This window comes from Cohnella fermenti, assembly GCF_004801405.1.
Lineage (GTDB): Bacteria > Bacillota > Bacilli > Paenibacillales > Paenibacillaceae > Cohnella > Cohnella fermenti.
The window spans coordinates 1-13,750 of the sequence record NZ_SSOB01000070.1; the positions used below are offsets into that span (position 1 = coordinate 1).

Consider the following 13,750-nt stretch of genomic DNA (forward strand, 5'->3'; position numbering starts at 1 on the left):
GCGGTACGGGTTCGGCTACGCCCTCCACCCGGTCACCTACTGGAAATTCACTTCGTTCCTTTTCAGTCGTCCGGATCAACTGGAAAAAGAACAAAATGATCTTACAAGTACGATTATACGAGGAGGGTAGTCAGAGGATGAGTCGAACAACTGGAGAAAAAATATTCGGTGTCGTCAATATCATATTTATGCTGATCCTGATGGCGGCGACACTGTACCCCCTCTATTACGTGGTGATTGCCGCTATATCCAATCCGATGGCTGTATCGATGGGAAACGTTACGGTTTGGCCGCAGGGTCTGGTATTGGATTCCTTCAAGAAAGTGGTCAGCATGGATAATATCTGGACGGCATATGGGAACACGATCTTTTATTCTGTCGTCGGTACAGCAATCAGCATGACGCTGACTATACTGGGTGGTTATCCATTATCCAAGCGGCGTTTAAATGGAAGAAAGACAATTACGATCTTCATATTAGTCACCCTGTGGTTTAACGCCGGTATGATGCCGACCTATTTGAACTTCCAAAACCTAGGGTTGATAGATACACGTTTGGGTATTCTGCTTTGCTTTGCCGTTGATACGTTTTATGTCATTCTCATGCGTACGTTTTTTGAGAATGTACCCGACTCGATGGAGGAGTCAGCCAAGATGGACGGGGCTAACGACTGGACGATTCTGACACGCATTTATTTACCGTTATCCTTGCCTGCTCTTGCGACGCTGACCATGTATTACTTCGTAGGACGCTGGAACGCTTATTTCTGGTCGATGCTGTTGCTCAGGAATCAGGATTTGGTTCCGTTGCAGGTCTTGCTGAAGAAGCTCATTGTTGAAGTTTCATATAATAATAACGAAACATTTGATATGAGCGCCAATGTCATGACGGAACAGACGATTGTTTATGCAACCATCGTTGTCGCCGTTTTGCCGATGCTTGTTATGTATCCATTCATTCAACGCTTTTTTATTAAAGGGATTATGGTAGGCGCAATTAAGGGATAATCTCTATTGGCAACAAAACAACGATTAATGAATCGGGGGAATAGAACGGTGAATAAACATCTCGCAAAGGGTTTACTGTTAGCGCTGCTTGGAAGCATGCTTCTGACTGCATGCTCCAACAACTCGAACAATGATGCCAACAATGGCAACACTGGTTCAATTGCTCCAACCAGTTCGTCTGCTCCTGAGGAGACGCAAACGACGGGCTACAATGGCGTTGACATTCTGAAGGTATCGAAGGAGCCGGTAACGGTGTCCTTGTTCTATTCATTTGGGATCAATGGAGCGCCCAAAGGAGATATGCCAGTTTGGAAAAAAACAGCGGAAATCACGAATGTGACAATGAAGAATGTTGCCAATGAATCGATATCCGATGATCAGCAATCGTTAAATACGATGCTGGCGTCCGGTGATATTCCCGATATTATTCAAGGAAGCTTAACTATGTTGAATCCTGTTATTTCTCAAGGCGTGTTTATTGCGTTGGACGATCTAGTTGATCAATATGCGCCCAATATCAAGAAGTTTCTGGAGGATTATCCGGATGCGCGTCGTGCGGGCACCGCTCCGGACGGAAGCTTGTATGCGATTACAGGAACGCTTGGCGGCGAGCCTGGTAAGGCGCTTCCAGCCGTGGGCTACTTTGTTCGCCAAGATTGGTTGGATAAGCTGAACCTGCAGAAGCCAACGACGCTGGAAGAATATAAGGATGTATTGTACGCTTTCCGGAATCAGGATCCGAATGGCAACAACAAGAAGGACGAAATTCCGTACTTCTTCCGTGACAAGGGAATCGCGAACTTGCTGCAACTGTGGGGAGCTCACAAAGATTGGTATATTGGAGAAGATGATAAAGTTCATCAGGGAAAGGCCGAGCCTGAGTACAAAGCGGCTATGAAGGAACTCGCCCAATGGTATAAGGATGGCATTATCGATCCGGAAATTTTCACCCGCGGCTCACAAGCTCGTCAGTACCTTCTCGGCAACAATCTGGGCGGTTCAACGATCGACTGGTTCGCTTCGACTTCTGCTGTGAACGATGCCGTTAGAGAGCAAGTGCCGGATATTAATTTTGCAGCTATCGCGCCGCCTGCGGATGTTAACGGCGCTGTCAAGATGGATATTACCCGTCCGGCAATTCATGGTATGGCCTGGGGGATTTCGAGTGCTGCGAAGGATCCGGTTACCGTCATTAAATATCTGGATTTCTTCTTCAGCGAGCCAGGTGAGATGCTTATGAACTATGGGATTGAAGGCGAGGATTACACCGTGGTCGACGGCAAGCCAGTACCATCTGATGAAGCGATTAATTATCCGACCGGGTTTCCTTTCTACCTCAGAAGCATCGGGGCCGGCTATGAGATTGGTCGTCGCGGAAGTTCGGACAGCGAAGTGAATACGATGAACGAGATTGGCAAAGCCGGATTTACAATGTATGCGGACAGCAATTGGCTGACGCAGCCGTTTCCAACTCTCTCGTACACTGAAGAGGAAAGAAAAGCTATTGATGACGCGATGGTCAATTTGAAGCCATTTATTGACGAATACGAGCAAAAGGTCCTTATGGGAGCCGAGAATATAGATTCCTCCTGGGATAAGCATCTGGAAGAAATGAACAAGATGAATCTGCAGAAAGCGCTGGGTGCCTACAACAGCGCCTACGATAGGTACAAGACCGATAAAAACTGACAGCAGTGAGGCATTAAAGCCAAGCTCCTCCCGGGAGCAAGTCCGGGAGGAGCGTTTAAAATAGGAGCTCGGATTAAATTGGGGGATTCGAGTCCGAACGAGGGGGGATGAGCGCAAAAAATGAATCATTACCCGAAAATGAAAGTGGTTTTCATGAATGCGCATGCCAAAGAAGTCCAAGGATATCCATTTTTAAAAACTGGGCTTATGCGGCAACCGGTTCGTTAAGCCATTGCTGAACGGTAGGCAACTGCTTTTGTTTTTTAGCTTCTTCCAACCATGCGTCAGCGTGCTGGCACATAGCGATGAGATAAACTCGAATATTCCAATGGCGTGAACTGCGACCGCGCGACCCCTCTAACTGGTAATCAATCTTCTGGCGCTTGATACAGCGCTCGACGCCAGTTCGCAACGCGTAATGCTTTCTCCATTCCTTGCTGTCGCGACGGATGCGCGGAAAAAGACGCGGATTGTCCGCCGTGGATGTGTAGAACGTCCTTCCATAATCAGAAGGTGAGCAAGGTGTGGGACATTCCCATTTTCCGACTTTGGCGGGGCAGCGCCATTTGACGCGCGGTCGTCCGGAGTCCCTGCCCCAGCAGATCATCTTGCGATTAATGGGGCAAACGGGAACGCCATCGGAGCCAACTTTCATTTCGTTATATACCAATTGCCCGGAGCGTCTGAGATTCAGGTCGATGATGCTGCTAACATCATCTCGCTCCAGCATGGTATAGATCGGGAGAGCGTCGTGGGCGGAATCCAAGATCGCCTCTCCCACCTTCCAGTCCGCGTACCAGTAGCGTAGTTCGCGGTAACCGCAAATCCACGATACGGCATCGTGCTGACTCGCGCGAAATAATCGCGGATAGACGGGCAGATCATACGGGCTGTCCGCGGCGGTAAACATGTAGAGTGTGCGTCCGTAGTAATACTTTTCACGGTAGCTGTCCCAGCCCCAATCCGCATCGGGATCGGAAAATTGCCGTTTGCAGTCGCATTTCCAGTTGCCCGACTTGCGGCAATCGCAAAGGAACTTGCCGAAGGAGCGCGCTCCGGTGCTGGCCGGGGATCCGTCACCGATGACACGAAAGGCCTTCGTATCGCCAAGCAGTCCTTTTGCTGCGGAAGGCAGAACAAACATAGTTTGAAACAACTGCTGCAACAGGTCATGCTCCTTTGGGGTGTAGTGGATTTTGCCCTCGCGCAGGACGCGGGAGACGAGCCTTTCCGTAATCTTTGGGTTTTTGGGCTCCTGCTTTTGGTTCTTCTTGCCTTTCTTTCGCGGCTTCTTCAGTCGACGTTTGACACGTCCGGTCTTATGCGGAGTGGATGCCCGCCAAAGTCGGGAAAAAAAGTCGTAGAACGTCCCGACACCCGGCGACTCGCCAGGAAGGAAGCCGCAGAGAGTGGCATACACAGGCGTTGTGCGAATGGCGACGACTCCTTCGTCGACGCTCAGCCCGAGCTTGGTCATAAGGAGCAAGCAGCGGAGCATGTCGGCGGGATCGTGAGGTTTGCGTCCTCTTGGTTTAGAGGAGTAAGCCGAGCGAATCAAGGAAGCTGTAGCGGACAGATCGCTCGCTGTGATCCAGAAGATGATGTCACTGTAGAAGCGCTGCAAAAACAGCATAGCTTCCGGGGAGTTGTACTCCTTTCGCAGTTGTTCGCGTACGAAGGCCAGGTAGTCCTGGTGAGAACGAGAAACAGGCGTCATAGTCATCCCCAACTTTCTAAGAGATAGGCAAGGAAAATGCCTTCTCGGCGATTATTGGGGCGTTTCAGAAAAGTCAAGGGGAATATTTGTTCTCGCTCTGCTTTTGGGGGTGAAACAAATAAAGACCCTGGCCGTCAGGCCAGAGCTAATGCGGAATGATGAATTCCGAGAGACTTATTAAATCAATTGGAGGGGATAAACTAATGAAGCTGGAATGGAATAAGCCAAATAGGATAGTGTCTTTATTCATTTGTATTTGTTTGTTTATTCAATATGTGACAGCTTTGTTTATTCATACCGATGCGGCTGCATATGCTGCGGATACTTACAATCTGGACACTGTGATCGAACTTGAGAATACAGATTTTCAAGGAGCATTTTCGGTTGTAGGAAATGTATACGCTTCCGGCGGCAAATATATTGTAAACAATGACGGTAGTGGGAATTTGAGCGATCCCGACAGTCAGGATCCGGAAATTCTGCTGCCGTTGACAATGGAGGAAGCCGGCACCTACTATGTATGGCTTAGAGCGAACGCGCTTAATATCGGGCGGGATTCATTCTATATTGGCTTTAACGATGAAACGTTAAATAGTAAACCTTATGGCACAACATTCCCGGTCCACGAGGATGGGAGTTTCATCTGGGTGCGGGTGAAAACGGCGGCGCTTAGCGCGGGCCCAAATACACTGAAGCTCTATCACCGAGAGAAAGGGCTTGAAATGGATGCAATCTATGTGACATCCTACGCATGGATTGATCCTGGTGCGGCTCCGCCGCCTACGTACGCATTGAATACGACAATAGAACTGGAGGACACCCCCTTTCAAGAGAATTTCTCGGTGGAAGAGAGCGTGTACGCTTCCGGCGGCAAATATATATCGGACACCGTATCGAGCGGCAACTTGACCGATCCCGATAGTAAAATACCGGAAATTGCGATGTCGTTCGAGATTAGCGAGGCGGACACGTATTATGTGTGGCTGCGCGGCAACGCGGCGGGCAGCTCTGCCGATTCGTTCTATCTCGGCTTCAATGACGAGAAGCTGAGCGGCGGCTCTTACAGCAGCTTTCCGATTCGCGAAGACGGCAGCTATAGATGGGTGCGAGTCAAAGCAGCTTCGCTCGAAGTGGGTACGAATACACTGAAAATCTATCATCGCGAGAAAGGACTCAAGATGGATGCGATTATGGTGACCTCGAACGCGTTGAATAATCCCGCCAGCTCCGAGTACGTGGAGCCAGTTTACCCGATGCCTTCAGAGTTTACCCCGCCGGCGGGTCATCCGCGAATTTATTTTAGAAGTAATGATATTCCGGATATTCTCGCAAATAGCGTCAAGCCGCAAAACGCGGATGCGCTGGCTAAGTATCAGGCTAATTTGCTTTCAACCACGGATGGAAGCCTCCCTATTGTCCCGGGAAGCGCCAACTTTAACGCCGCGACGCTCGATGTCATTGAGAGCCGAGCGTTCGAATATGCGCTTCATGGCGATTCGCAGATCGGTCTAAGCGCCATTTCTGCAATGCGCAATTTTATGGAGACGGTGAGGTTCTCTTCGACAGACTATAATGGACAAGGGCAGTCCATATTCGTCACTGCAGAAGTGTATGATTGGTGTTACGCGCTGCTGACGAGCGAGGATCAGTCGAAATTCATCAATTTCGTGACGTCTGCGGCATCGCTTATGGAGATCGGATGGCCTCCGGTCAAACAAGGGGCCGTTGTCGGCCACGGGGTAGAAGGTCAGCTTTTGCGGGATCTGGCGGCTGCGGGAATCGCGATGTATGATGAACGTCCTGATATATTTCAGCATACGGTTGGACGCATCTTCGCGGAGTATATCGATCCGAAATTATTTATGTACCAGGCGTACGCACACAACCAGGGAGAAAATTATATGCAGTACCGCTTTCAGTGGGAGATTCTGTCGACTTGGTTGTTCGATAGAGCTGGCTATTCCGAGATTTTTGGACAGGATCAGCAATACGTGATGTATTGGCCGCTTTATGCCAGACGTCCCGACGGCGTGGTCCTGCGCGACGGCGACAGCAGCCGAAACAACAATGTGGTTGGCAAGTATGACCCGTCGTTCTACCGCTCCATGCTGCTTGCAGGAAATTACTTCAACGATCCATATTTGAAAGAGGAAGGGATGCGGGAGTTGCCGTTCTTAAAACTATATGAACCGTTCAGCAATCAAACGATTAATCCGGTTGAATTTCTTGTGTTCAATAACCCGGATCTTGGCGGCCGGCCGGCCAGTGAACTTCCGCTGACCATGTATTACCCTTCGCCAAAGGGAGGAATGATCGCCCGGACCGGCTGGGAGGATGGCTTCGATTCCCCTGCTGTCGTGGCGGAGATGGAGATTAATGAATGGTGGTTTGGCAATCACCAGCATCAGGATGCGGGTTCCTTCCAGATTTACTATAAAGGCGCACTCGCGACCGATTCAGGGTACTACAAGGCTGCTCTGACTACGTCTAGCCAGACCAATAACGGCAGCACGGCTTATGGGAGTCTGCATGACCTGGATTATAACAAGCGTTCCATTGCGCATAATACGATGCTTGTCTACGATCCGGACGAAGAGTTCGTTCGAGGGGGGGCCCGCGCTAATGATGGCGGGCAGCGCATTCCGAACGAAGGCAAGGAACCGAGAACGCTGGAGGAGATGCAGGACCCGGCTAACGGATACCAAACAGGCGAGATTCTCGGTCATGAATTTGGTGAGGATCCTATGGAGCCGAAGTATACCTACTTGAAAGGCGATCTGACCCGGGCATACTCGGATAAAATATCCGAGTACGAACGAAGCTTCATGTTCCTGAATTTACAGGATGACGATCATCCGGCGGCGATGGTGGTGTTCGATCATGTCGTGTCCTCGAATCCCGACTTCAAGAAGACATGGCTGCTGCACGGGTTGGAAGAGCCAGATATTACGGGCAATCGGACAGTATTCAAGAACGAGCGCCCCGGATACAATGGCAAATTGACAGTTGATACGTTGTTGCCGCAGGCGAGTGATGCTCAAATTGAGAAGGTCGGCGGACCCGGACAGGAGTTTATGGTCGATGGTATCAATTACGACGCGTTGACGCTCCCGGATGGCAATAACGAAGGGGGAGGCTGGAGAATGGAGCTTTCCCCGCAAACGGCCAAAGCCGAGGATTATTTCCTGAACGTGCTTCAGGTGGGCGATGCCGATTCGGAGGTTGAATCATTGCCGGTTGCCAGAATTGAAACCGATGATGCGGCTGGCGTTGTTATTGCGGACCGAGTTGTCGTATTTGGCAAAAATAAACTGAGGACATCCGCAGATGTTGAATTCGAATTTTCGGGCGAAGGCGAATATGAATTAACAGTCGCCGATTTGACGGCAGGCACGTGGACGGTTGAACGTGACGGTATCACAATGGATGAGGCTATTGTCACGGAAGAAGGTGGAGTTGCCGTATTCCATGGGGAGCCTGGTGCTTACAGGCTTTCCTATCTGAACGCAACTGCAGTTCGCCCTATCAGTCCCTTGAATCCGTCTGTCCATAATGAAACAGCTATTCGTGTCAATAACACGTTTGTATACACCGAGGTGTCACCCTTTACCGAAGGTGGACAGCTATTGGTTCCTGTGGAGACCATCTTTAAGCATTTAGATATCCCTTTTGCATGGGATGAAGGAACCCAGACCGCGACTGTAACCAAAGACGGGCAAGAGCTGATCATCACGAGCGGATCTTCGACTGCTTATCTGGATAATGAGCCGGTAGTTATGCAAGTTCAGGCAAGGATTATTGACGGCGTGCTTATGGCACCGGCTAGTCTATTGTCGTCGGATACTTATTTTGCTGATTTGAAAATGGATGATTTCGCACATGTCCTGTATGTTACGCCATCCGACGGGCTTGCAGTAGAGAATGAGTAATTAATGATGAGAGAGCATAAATTACCAACGCAGCCGCTCAAGTTGTTGCCGAATCGAGTTTGGCGAACGTATGAGGGAGGCCTTCTGCTGGAGGCCTGGTCAGGCGCGATTGAGCCCAAAGACAGTTCGTTTCCGGAAAATTGGATTGGGTCCGTTATACGGGCCCATAATGTGGGAAGAGAGAGGTTCATAGAGGGTTACAGCAGGTTTATCGCTTCAGATGGTACTGAGCATTTGCTTAAAGATTGTGTAGAGCGGGACCCGCAAGCTTTTCTTGGAAAGCGTCATGCAGAGAAGTACGGAACGCAGACGGCAGTATTGGTGAAGGCGCTTGATTCAAGCGAGCGCCTCACCATCCAGGTTCATCCGGATCGTCGCTTTGCCAAGCAGAACTTCCAATCGGATTACGGTAAGACAGAAGCGTGGTATGTGCTGGGAGGCAGGACGATTAACGGAGAGGAACCCTATGTGTTGCTTGGCTTTAAACAAGGTGTGACAAGGGAGGTGTGGCGCAGATTATTCGAAGAACAAGATCTCGAAAGCATGAAAAATGCACTGCACAAGATACCCCTGAACGAAGGGGAAATATTCCTGATTGAGGGAGGCGTTCCTCATGCTATAGGCAGCGGTTGCTTGATCATCGAGATTCAGGAGCCGACGGATTTGACCTTGCGAACCGAACGCACGACTCCTCGCGGAATGCTTGTCCCAGATCACGCTTGTCATCAAGGTATTGGATTTGATCGCATGCTGGACTGCTTCCATTACGAAGAACTGAGTTATGAAGATACAATGCGGAGATGGAAGAAGGAACCGCGCATCGTAAACACTACGCCAGATGGGACGGAGTGGAAGTTGATTGGGGAGTGCGATACGAACTGCTTTCGCATGTATAAGCTGGATATTAGCGGACGGTACAGGATGAACGGAACAGGCGTATTCTACAATGCTATTATCGTCAGCGGCGCAGGAAAGATAGGATGGTCTTATGGAGAACTAAGCATAAAGGAAGGGGACTCGTTTTTTATCCCTGCAGATTGCGAGTTCGTACAGTACGTACGTGAAGGAGGTACAAAGCTGCGAATACTGCTTTGTTTCCCTCCTCTTCCTCCTCAGGAAGCCTAGTGCATCAGAACGCAAATGAACCAACATTTAAAAGCAGAGAGGCTTTCCTTTGTAGGTCCATTTGAAGGCTTGGCCATCGTTGCGTTGAAGTAATCGATAAACTGAAACACTTGCTTCTGCAAATCCAATGTGCGGGTGAAACTGCTGCGCTTGAGCAGTCGACGAACCAAAATGCTGAACCAGATTTCGATTTGGTTTAGCCAGGAACAATGCTTGGGTGTAAAGACAAATCGAATACGGTGGGACGAGTCGGCCAGAAAAGCCGCGCGACTGGCTTTTCTGGCCAGGATGCCCGATTTTCCCTTCTTCCCCAGCAGATCCTTCAATCGCAGTGACGGGCGACGATCCGCACCAAACTCTCCGACTGATATGTGTTCAATCCGTCAGCGATGAAGACCCATTCGGCTTCCGGGTCGGTTTCGATTAGATGTTCGACATGTCGGGCAAAGTCGACTTCATCGCGGGTTGGACCGAAGATCCAGCCGTCAGCGGACGTCCGATTAGCCACTGCACTAGCATTATCAGTACCCACTCCAAGGAGATCAGAGCCGTCGCTCTGGTCTTCTTTGTAATACATTCGTAATACTTTGCTTAGAGAATCGTAAGTGCTGTGGTTTACTCTACTTTTGCAAGAAAATTTATGGGGAGCGTGATATGGAATGATTAGAAGAACAAAAGGAAAGATGTTCATGGTGTTGGCGGTGCTTGTATTATCGCTGGCATTTGCCGGATTGGCGAGCGCGGCAGCGCCCAAGATGATCAAGCAGGACGGGGTGGAGTTTGTTGCCCTGAGACAAGCGGCAGAGATGTCTGGTTACATGGTGGAGTGGAACGGCAAGGAACAGTCGGTGACATTAACTTACGCGGGCACAATGATGGACGACGACATGATGATGGACGACAGCATGATGATGGACGACAGCATGATGACGGATGATAGCACGATGATGGATGATAGCACGATGATGGACGACGACATGATGCAAGCGGGGCAGATCATCAAAGTGTGGATTGGTTCGAAAAAGGTTACCGTGGACGGCAAGTCATTTGATCTGGATGCGGCTGCTATGATTTATCACAATAGCACCTACGTCAGCGCAGCGTTTGTCACCAAGTATATAAAATCGGCTGTATAAATGGGTGAACGTACAGGCGGGCTGAGCAACCTATTTATGGTATGATCAAGTTAATTCATTTTATCGGGCGTTAGGGGTGGGGCTGATTGAGCGAGCGCGTACTGGTCGCCGATGACGAGACGAACATTACAGATGTATGCCGCAGGTATTTGGAGCGGGAAGGTTATCAAGTCATGACGGCAAGAGACGGCTTGGAAGCGCTGGAGCTATGGTCCAGCACCAAGCCGGACTTGATCGTGCTCGATCTCATGATGCCCCATAAAGACGGTTGGCAAGTTTGCAAGGAGATACGGCAGACAGAGGATATCCCCATTATCATGCTGACCGCGCGGGGCGAAGAGCAGGATCGACTGATGGGACTGACATGGGGCGCTGATGATTATCTGACGAAGCCCTTTAGTCCGCGGGAACTGGTTCTTCGCGTAAGAGCTATTCTTCGCAGAGTTCGGCGGGGTCAACCTGTTCAAGATGCTTCTTCCGAACAAGCGATTCAATTCGAAGGTTTAACGATTCAAGCCGGCAAACGCAGAGTCGAAGTATGCGGGCAGGCGATTGAATTGACGGTTACGGAGTTCGAATTGCTGCACTTGCTGGCGAGCCATCCGGATCAGGTTTTCTCCAGGAGTCAAATCCTGAACAAAGTATGGGATTTCAGCTATGAGGGAGATACGACCACGGTGACCGTGCATATTCGCCGATTAAGGGAGAAAATAGAGCCAAATCCCTCAGAGCCTAGATATATCAAGACGGTCTGGGGCATTGGCTACAAGTTTGCGGGTGAAGTCAACCAATGAAGCTAAGGACAAACTTGTTGCTCGCAAACTTGACAGGAATCTGCGTTTTGTTAATCTGCTTATTTGTCAGTTACTCCAGAATGCTGCTTTCGATCGAGCAGCTATATTGGCTCTCTAGCGTAACGGCCGTCATAGGCCTGCTCTCCTTCATCCTGCAGCATCTGTTAACGCGGCCATTGGAGAAATCGATCGCGCGAATTACTCAACAGACCAAGAAGGTTGCCGATGGAGACTTCGATACGGAAGTCCCTTCAATCGGCCCGTTGGAATTTAAGGTCTTGGCCCAACAATTCAATGAGATGAGTCTTAAGCTTAAAGCAAGCTTCGATCATCTTTACAACTCCGAATCGGCGCGGCGGGAATTGATCTCCAACATCTCCCATGATCTGCGGACCCCCCTTGCTTCCATTCAAGCATTCGTGGAAGCATTGGAGGACGAGATCATCAAGGATGAGGCAACCTTCCGGCGTTATCTTCGCACGATTAGGCTGGAAACCAGGCGACTGGGCGAACTCATTCACGACTTGTTCGAGCTTTCCAGCATGGAGGCGCATGGGGAGATGTTCGCCCCGCTGCCCTATCATTTGGACGAAGTCCTGATCAGCACATTGGAGAGCTTCTCGCTGCATCTGGAGGAGAAGCAGCTTAAGGTAAAGATTGAGATGCCGGATAGACTTCCCGCAGCCAATATGATGCCCGCTCAAATTAAGCGAGTTCTATCCAATTTGCTGCAGAATGCCATTCAGTATTCTCCTGCTGGAGGGAAGATCGTGTTATCCGCCGCTAGACTGAATGAATCCTTCTTGAACATCTCCGTCGCCGATGAAGGCGAAGGAATGGAAGCCGAGGAGACTTCCCGCATTTTTGAACGATTTTACCGAGTGGATAAGTCTCGAAGCAAAAGCAGCGGAGGGGCCGGATTGGGCTTGGCTATCTCCAAATCCATCGTCCAACTCCATGGCGGCGAGATTGGCGTGCGCAGCTCCAAGGGAGCGGGGAGCTGCTTCTGGTTTACGCTGCCGATCTATCGCAATACGAACATATAACGTCAGGCGGTGATGAATTGGCAGACGGGCACTTGTTCCTCTTTGGCGTATTTGGCGCAGGGCTCTTATCGTTTTTTTCACCCTGTATTTTGCCGCTGCTTCCCGTATATATGGCCTACTTGTCGGGAACCGGCGCGAATGAAGCGAACCCGGGTCCGATCGATACCGGTTCCAAGCGAATTCGGCCTGTGCTGATCATAAGGACCCTGCTGTTTGTTCTTGGGTTGTCTACGGTTTTTATCTTCCTCGGCTTTGGCTCAGGGACGATCGGCGCCGTGATCACAAGCTCTCGATTCATCACAGTCTGCGGTGCCGTCGTTATCCTGTTCGGCATGTATCAGACAGGGTGGATCAAGCTTTCTTGGCTAGAACGGGAGAGAAGAATATCCATTGGTCGCATTGAGCAAAGAGGGTATATCGGCGCTTGGCTGCTAGGACTGACCTTCAGCTTTGGATGGACACCGTGCATCGGTCCGGTGTTGGCAGCCGTGCTCGGCATTGCAGCCGGTGAAGGTTCTCCGGCTTATGGCGGCTTCCTGATGCTTATCTATACGTTGGGATTGGCGATTCCCTTTTTTATATTATCTGTATTTTCAGATTATATCCTTGTGCGAATTAGAAGAATGTATAAATACATGGCGATAATCAAGGCTGTATCCGGCGGTATTCTTATCCTGATGGGAATTGCGCTGATGACGGATCGGCTTAACACGATTATCGTGTGGCTTCAGTAACCAGTTGGAGGTGCGAAGGATGAAGATAGTGAGGCGAGTGCTCGGCTATGTGCTGATAGCTGGCGTTCTGCTTGCGGTTGTGGCCGCTTGCGGCGCCAAGGAACCCGCGCTAGATTCCGCAATGGGGGAAGCATCCGTGAAGATGAACAAGGGAGAGGCGGCTCCATTATTGTCTTTAAGCGACCTGAACGGCAATTCATTTGAGCTTGCGGACTACAAGGGGCGCAAGGTCTACGTGAAGTATTGGGCTTCCTGGTGCTCGATCTGTCTGGCGGGGCTGGAGGATTTAAATAAGTTGGCCGGTCAAGACAACGACTTCCAAGTGGTTACGATCGTCACGCCGAATTACAAAGGAGAGAAATCCGCGAAGGAATTCAAGATGTGGTTTACCAGGCAGCCCTATCCGAATATCACGGTGCTGATGGACGAGGATGGGAAGTGGGCGAAGAAATTCGGATTAAGAGCCTACCCTAGCTCTTATTACATCGGCTCGGACGGTATATTGGCGAAATCTTCCCCCGGTCATGCCTCCAACGATTTGATCGCGGACACGTTCAAGGAAATCACGTAATG

Annotated in this window: 12 protein-coding genes; 9 read left to right on the top strand and 3 right to left on the bottom strand. The window is 50.1% G+C overall.

Annotation, left to right across the window (positions count from 1 at the left end):
• Positions 1 to 137 precede the first annotated feature (137 nt).
• Together E6C55_RS31775 and E6C55_RS31780 are read left to right on the top strand one after the other, a co-directional pair.
• Positions 138 to 1,007 carry a carbohydrate ABC transporter permease gene (locus E6C55_RS31775; RefSeq protein WP_168735984.1) on the top strand — a complete coding sequence of 290 codons (870 nt, stop codon included), beginning with the start codon at positions 138 to 140 and terminating at the stop codon, positions 1,005 to 1,007.
• A gap of 48 nt (positions 1,008 to 1,055) precedes the next feature.
• Positions 1,056 to 2,696: a type 2 periplasmic-binding domain-containing protein gene (locus E6C55_RS31780; RefSeq protein ID WP_168735985.1), complete on the top strand. Its 1,641-nt coding sequence runs from the start codon at positions 1,056 to 1,058 to the stop codon at positions 2,694 to 2,696.
• A 205-nt stretch (positions 2,697 to 2,901) separates the two neighbouring features.
• Here E6C55_RS31780 and E6C55_RS31785 read toward each other — a convergent pair whose 3' ends face one another.
• Positions 2,902 to 4,419, bottom strand: coding sequence for a transposase (locus E6C55_RS31785; protein WP_230986954.1), 1,518 nt, complete (start codon positions 4,417 to 4,419; stop codon positions 2,902 to 2,904).
• A 197-nt stretch (positions 4,420 to 4,616) separates the two neighbouring features.
• Here E6C55_RS31785 and hepB point away from each other — a divergent pair, with 197 nt between their 5' ends.
• Positions 4,617 to 8,342: a heparin/heparin-sulfate lyase HepB gene (gene hepB, locus E6C55_RS31790; RefSeq protein ID WP_168735986.1), complete on the top strand. Its 3,726-nt coding sequence runs from the start codon at positions 4,617 to 4,619 to the stop codon at positions 8,340 to 8,342.
• A gap of 3 nt (positions 8,343 to 8,345) precedes the next feature.
• Positions 8,346 to 9,467 carry a type I phosphomannose isomerase catalytic subunit gene (locus E6C55_RS31795; RefSeq protein WP_136373873.1) on the top strand — a complete coding sequence of 374 codons (1,122 nt, stop codon included), beginning with the start codon at positions 8,346 to 8,348 and terminating at the stop codon, positions 9,465 to 9,467.
• On the opposite strand, the gene E6C55_RS35520 is transcribed toward E6C55_RS31795, so the two are convergent.
• Positions 9,464 to 9,793 carry a transposase gene (locus E6C55_RS35520; protein WP_211093689.1) on the bottom strand — a complete coding sequence of 110 codons (330 nt, stop codon included), beginning with the start codon at positions 9,791 to 9,793 and terminating at the stop codon, positions 9,464 to 9,466. The two genes, E6C55_RS31795 and E6C55_RS35520, sit on opposite strands and share 4 nt — an antisense overlap.
• Positions 9,790 to 10,044 carry a transposase gene (locus E6C55_RS34355; protein ID WP_211093690.1) on the bottom strand — a complete coding sequence of 85 codons (255 nt, stop codon included), beginning with the start codon at positions 10,042 to 10,044 and terminating at the stop codon, positions 9,790 to 9,792. Before E6C55_RS34355 ends, E6C55_RS35520 begins: the two co-directional genes overlap by 4 nt.
• 82 nt (positions 10,045 to 10,126) lie before the next feature.
• Here E6C55_RS34355 and E6C55_RS34960 point away from each other — a divergent pair, with 82 nt between their 5' ends.
• From E6C55_RS34960 to E6C55_RS31825, 5 genes are all read left to right on the top strand, one after another.
• Positions 10,127 to 10,603, top strand: coding sequence for a stalk domain-containing protein (locus E6C55_RS34960; protein WP_136373874.1), 477 nt, complete (start codon positions 10,127 to 10,129; stop codon positions 10,601 to 10,603).
• An 86-nt stretch (positions 10,604 to 10,689) separates the two neighbouring features.
• Positions 10,690 to 11,397 carry a response regulator transcription factor gene (locus E6C55_RS31810; RefSeq protein WP_136373875.1) on the top strand — a complete coding sequence of 236 codons (708 nt, stop codon included), beginning with the start codon at positions 10,690 to 10,692 and terminating at the stop codon, positions 11,395 to 11,397.
• Entirely contained in the window at positions 11,394 to 12,443 is a 1,050-nt protein-coding gene (locus E6C55_RS31815) for a sensor histidine kinase (protein ID WP_136373876.1), read from the top strand. The genes E6C55_RS31810 and E6C55_RS31815 overlap by 4 nt, the downstream gene beginning before the upstream one ends.
• Positions 12,444 to 12,460: 17 nt before the next feature.
• The gene (locus E6C55_RS31820) at positions 12,461 to 13,177 is read left to right on the top strand and encodes a cytochrome c biogenesis CcdA family protein (RefSeq protein ID WP_136373877.1); all 717 of its coding nucleotides are present in this window, start codon (positions 12,461 to 12,463) and stop codon (positions 13,175 to 13,177) included.
• 19 nt (positions 13,178 to 13,196) lie between these two features.
• Entirely contained in the window at positions 13,197 to 13,748 is a 552-nt protein-coding gene (locus tag E6C55_RS31825) for a redoxin family protein (RefSeq protein WP_136373878.1), read from the top strand.
• Positions 13,749 to 13,750: the final 2 nt, after the last annotated feature.

Coding starts and splice junctions, on each gene's coding strand:
- E6C55_RS31825 (WP_136373878.1), top strand. CDS start 13,197: ATGAAGATAGTGAGGCGAGTGCTCGGCTATGTGCTGATAGCTGGCGTT.
- hepB (WP_168735986.1), top strand. CDS start 4,617: ATGAAGCTGGAATGGAATAAGCCAAATAGGATAGTGTCTTTATTCATT.
- E6C55_RS31815 (WP_136373876.1), top strand. CDS start 11,394: ATGAAGCTAAGGACAAACTTGTTGCTCGCAAACTTGACAGGAATCTGC.
- E6C55_RS31775 (WP_168735984.1), top strand. CDS start 138: ATGAGTCGAACAACTGGAGAAAAAATATTCGGTGTCGTCAATATCATA.
- E6C55_RS34960 (WP_136373874.1), top strand. CDS start 10,127: ATGATTAGAAGAACAAAAGGAAAGATGTTCATGGTGTTGGCGGTGCTT.
- E6C55_RS31795 (WP_136373873.1), top strand. CDS start 8,346: ATGATGAGAGAGCATAAATTACCAACGCAGCCGCTCAAGTTGTTGCCG.
- E6C55_RS34355 (WP_211093690.1), bottom strand. CDS start 10,044: ATGTATTACAAAGAAGACCAGAGCGACGGCTCTGATCTCCTTGGAGTG.
- E6C55_RS31785 (WP_230986954.1), bottom strand. CDS start 4,419: ATGACTATGACGCCTGTTTCTCGTTCTCACCAGGACTACCTGGCCTTC.